The sequence below is a fragment of the Synechococcus sp. W60.3 genome (assembly GCF_047502615.1).
GTDB lineage: Bacteria > Cyanobacteriota > Cyanobacteriia > Thermostichales > Thermostichaceae > Thermostichus.
Genome location: NZ_JANSHJ010000005.1, coordinates 106,841 through 111,594 on the forward strand (window position 1 = coordinate 106,841; position 4,754 = coordinate 111,594).

Genomic DNA, 4,754 nt, shown 5'->3' on the forward strand with positions numbered 1-4,754 from the left:
GGGTGATCCCGGCCAGTGCAACAGACACGGTTGCGGTGACGTTGCAGGTGGCTGAGAATTCCGAGTTCAACCCCATTTCGCAACAAGTTTCGCTTACTGCTCGCCGTGTGGCGGGCCGCAACTACCGCACTGAGCCAGGCGACTACATTGCTCGTGCCGTCGTCACCGGCTTGAGGCCAGCGCAGCGCTACTTCTACCGGTTTGTCAGCGAGGGGTTTACCAGTCCCGTGGGACAGTTCCGCACCCTGCCGGCTCCTGGGGATGGGCGGCCTGTTCGTTTTCTGCACATTAGCTGCGCCAACGAGCCTCCCTTTCCTATTGGGGCAGCCATGCTGGCAGAAGTCAGCCGCGGCGATATCGATTTCATCTCCTTTAACGGCGATACCGTCTACGCCGATCGCTTCTGGCTGGGGTTAGATCCCATCGGCAATCTGGAGTTCTACCGCAGCCTCTATCGGGATCAGCGGGATCCCAACTATGCCGGGCGGGAGTTCGCGCAACTGTTTGGCCGGACTTCCTTTGTTGTCAACTGGGACGATCACGAGGTAATTGACAACTACAGCGGCCAGAAGGCTCGCGGCGGCCGGGCCACTCAGCTGAACGACACCACCGGGCAAACCCGCGATGTGGAAGATCTCAAGGTGCTCGGCTACCAAGCCTTTTTTGAATACAACCCCATTACCCCCAACCTGACAGATGTGGCCGGGGTGGATAGCCGGGATCGGCTGTTTCGCAGCTTCCGCTACGGGGCCAATGCCGAAGTCTTTATCCTCGACCTGCGCCAGTACCGGGATTTGGCGGCGGTCACCCCCATTTTGCCCATTTTGCCTCCCGGCCTGACCCGGCAGCGCTTTTTGGAGCTGGCCGGCATTCGTCTTACGCCCGAACAGGAAACCCTTTTCTTCGGCCCACCCGGCTCCGAGCAAGCCCTGTTTAACCTGCTGCGCCGCACGCCCCGTACCCTCTTGGGCAATCCGCAGAAGCAGTGGCTGTTCAACGGCCTGCGCAACTCCACCGCCACCTACAAGTTCATCGTCAGCGAGTTTCCCATCACGGTGACCTACTTCCGCTCCAACGATGTTTGGGAAGGCTACTGGCTGGAGCGGCAGGAAGTCATTGACTTTATTGAGAGCAACAACATCCGCAACGTGGTGTTCCTGACGGGCAACAACCACGCCGGCTTCATCGGCCAGGTCAACCCCGGCAGCAGCAACCCTATCTGGGAGGTGTGGACCGGCCCCACCGGGCGGAGCGTTACGGCCCTGAGCATTGACGAGCTGGGCAATCAACTGGGGATCCCCAATGCCAGCCGCCTGTATTACCGGATTGTGAACGGCTTTTTGGCACCGGTGAATCCGACCAATCCGCAAGTGAGCGGGATCCCAGGGGTAACCACAGGCAACCTGCGCTTTTTGGAGCTGGCGGTGCCCAACTACAACGTTATTGAAGTCTCCGGCAGCCGCTGCACCATTCAAATCAAAGGCCCTACCGGCAGTGTTTTGACGGATCCCTTAGGGCGAAGGGGGGAACTGAATTTGCCGCAATAAAACCACAATAAAGAAGTCGGCTCAACCGATGAGCCAGCTGCGCCGGATTGTCAATCAGAATTAAGGGATCCCTGCTTCGGTTGGGATCCCTTTTTTGTATCCCTTTTTCGCGATTTTTAACGTGGGATCCTTAACGTGATCTGGATCGTTCGGGAAAGACGGATCCGGGTGCTAGAGTGTGGGCGTTGAGGTGGATCCCTGTAGAAAATCTATCTCCGTTTTTCAGTAGGAGGGCAGTCTTATGGCTTCGGTGCGGGGCTGGTTGGTGGCAAGCCTGATAGGGGCAGCCGCGGTTGTCGGGGGTGCTGCCGCCTGGGCTCAGAGCCGTAGTTTGTGGCTTCTTAATGGACAATCGACCGTAGTTACAGGCTATTTCTACCGAGGTGAAAACATCTGGGCGCAGTGCGACCAGGATTGCTTCGATGTGGATCTGGTGCTTTACGATGCCAGCGGTCAGGTGGTGGCTGCAGACGAACTGTTGGACGATTTCCCCATCGTGCAGGCGCCCTACGAGGGCAACTTTTCTGTCAAGGTGATCATGGCTAGCTGTCTCCACCCCAGTGGTTGTGCTGTGATCGTAGACTCGGACTACAGCTTCTAGAAGGGTGCTGGCTGTCCTCACTTCGCTGCTACTGCTTAGGAACTCAGTCCGTAGCCTAGGCTGCTTTGTGAGCAGCTTCCTGGACTTTGGCGTGGGTAAACTTGCTCAGGCCGTGGATGGTCTTTTCCCAGTAGAAGGGCTTGGTAAAAAGCTGCCACAGGGCCATATAGGCTGCGATGGAGTGCAGTTGCCAATAGATGGGGTTGAGCAGGGCATAGAAGGCCAGATCGTAGTAGCCGCGTCGGAAGACAGCCACCAAGTTTAGGTAGATCCCGATGGCATTTCCTACCAGGAGATTGAACAAGCCTAGGTAGATCAGCCAACTCGGGAAAATGTTTTGCAGCCAATGGGCGCGGGTGAGCAGCCAGTAAATAAACAGCAGCCACATGATGGGGCTGGTGAGGAAGGTAAAGAAGCTGCCCCCGATAAAAAATTGGTAGGATAGCCAGTTTTTGAGGCCCAGCTTGCGCAAGGAGCGCAGGGGGTTGCGGTTGTGGACCAGCCAAGTTTGCATGTAGCCTTTGATCCAGCGGGAGCGCTGCCGGATCCAGTTTTTAACGGCACAGTTGGCCTCTTCGTAGGTGGTGGAGTTGATCACGCCCACGGTATAGCCGTGCTGGCTGGCGCGGATGCCCAAGTCGGCGTCTTCGGTGACGTTGAACGGATCCCATCCCTGCAGCTCCCGCAGGCGGTCGGTGCGGAAATGGTTGCTCGTGCCACCCAGGGGGATGGGCATTTTCAGAGTTTCCAAGCCTGGCAGGAGGTAATCAAACCAGTAGGAATACTCCAGGGTGAACATGCGGGTGAGGAAGTTCTCGTTGCGGTTGAAGTAGTTAAGGGCAGCCTGGACGCAAACCAAGCTGGGATCCCCTTTTTTGAAGGCGATGATCGCTTTTTTGAGTTGGTCGGGGTCGGGGATATCTTCAGCGTCGTAGATGGTGAGGTATTCGCCGCGGGCAAAGGCCAGGCCGTAGTTGCAGGCTTTGGGTTTGGTCTTGGGCTTGCTATCTGGCACGATGAGCAGGCGCACGTAGCGGGGGGGCTTGGCAGCCCGGGCCGCCTCAATGGTGTCTCGGTCGTTTTCCTCCAACAGAATAAGCACATCCAACCGCTCGTGGGGGTAATCCAGCTTGGAGAGGGAGTTGATGAGAATTGGCATCACTTCTGGCTCTTTGTAAACCGGCACCAGGATGGTGTAGATGGGCAAGGTGTGGTCATCGAGGGCGGCCACTTCTTCATCGGTAATCTGGTGGAAGCGATCGGCGGATCCCACTAGGCTGAGCAGCAGTTTGAACAGGATCGAAGCGACGTAAAAAAGATTGATCAGCAGCACCAAAATGGTCAGAGTCGTCCAGGGAGCAGTGGCCAACCCCAATAGAAATAGCAGCAGCAGGCCGTAGCCCACTGCAATCTGAGAAGGAGTAAACACCCGCGAGGCCGATTCTTCTGGCAGGCGGGCCATGAGCTTGTACACCGCCTCTTGGCTGAAGCGGGATCCCTGGTCTTGGCTGAGCAGTTGCGTGATATCCTGCTCGGTGCCCAGCACCTTTTCAATCCGCAAGCCTGGCCGCCAACTGTAAAGGATCTCATCCACCGCCCAGTCCAGGGGGTCATTGACCATCACTGTAAGGGTGTGCTCATCCGTCCAGCTCAAGGGGTAGAAGAGGTGGCGCATCATCACCTCGGGATCAAACTGCCGGCTCAGGCTCTCGTCGCGGTGGAGCAGCCCTGTCCCCATTAGTTCTGAAACAGCGGGGTAGCCCAGCAAATGGGCTAGGATGCTGAGATACTCGGGGGTGGAGAGGTAGCTCAGCCGGGTCAGCACCTGCCCCAGGCTGGAGCCGGTGCGGCGGCGGATGTCCAAAGCCTGCTGCCACTGCTCTAAGGTAAGACGACTGCCCAGCAGTTCGGCGGCCAGCTTGCGCTCAAGGATGACCGTCAGGATCTGCTTTTCGGTAGCCGGGATCTCCCAGAGTTTTTCTGCTTCCGGGCACAGGCGTTTCACAGCCTGCCAAACGCCGGGGTAGCCCGGCTCTTCAGTGGCCACGACAACGGTTTGCGGGTTGAGCCAGCCACAGGGCAAAAAGCGCACCGGCACCAGATCGATAGGCTCGATCAGCCAAGGCAGCTCTGGATCCAGGGAGTGCTTGAGCAGCCAGTCTCTTAGCTTGGGCCGATCCAGAATCTGGCGACACAGGTCGGCGAACTTGTCGGGGTGCATGACCCGCAGGCTCCAAAGAGCCCTAGGCAAGGAGCAACTAGCTGCTTCGCGATACTCCTCAGCCTTAGCCAATTGCTGCCGGGTAAGGTAGCCCGTGCGCAAAAGCGAGGATTTGAGGGACTGGAGCATAGAGCGTGGCTGGAAACCCTATTCGCGCAAGTGGGACGGAGTCCTTGCTTGACTCAAGTCTGGTTTAACCGGAAGTCCTCTGCCAACCCCCCTAGGAAAGGGTGGGCGACTCAGGGCGGCGGGCCAAGCGTTGGTAGGTATTCCAGGCTCCTACTGCCAGCAAAAGGGCCAGCAGCAGCACTAACCAATAGCGGTATTGCCACAACAAAAGCTGCCAACTGAAGCGACCGGGGTAGCGCACTCGATAGCCTGCCGG

3 protein-coding genes are annotated in these 4,754 nt (G+C 57.8%); 2 read left to right on the forward strand and 1 reads right to left on the reverse strand.

The genetic code is table 11. The annotated features are described in order from the left end of the window. Positions 1 to 1,547, forward strand: a 1,547-nt coding sequence (locus NW846_RS03260) for an alkaline phosphatase D family protein (protein WP_414515303.1), incomplete at its 5' end; no start/stop codon positions are given. A 241-nt stretch (positions 1,548 to 1,788) separates the two neighbouring features. Continuing rightward, positions 1,789 to 2,148, forward strand: coding sequence for a hypothetical protein (locus tag NW846_RS03265; RefSeq protein ID WP_414515289.1), 360 nt, complete (start codon positions 1,789 to 1,791; stop codon positions 2,146 to 2,148). A gap of 55 nt (positions 2,149 to 2,203) precedes the next feature. Here NW846_RS03265 and NW846_RS03270 read toward each other — a convergent pair whose 3' ends face one another. Continuing rightward, positions 2,204 to 4,498: a glycosyltransferase family 2 protein gene (locus NW846_RS03270; protein ID WP_414515291.1), complete on the reverse strand. Its 2,295-nt coding sequence runs from the start codon at positions 4,496 to 4,498 to the stop codon at positions 2,204 to 2,206. Positions 4,499 to 4,754 lie beyond the last annotated feature (256 nt).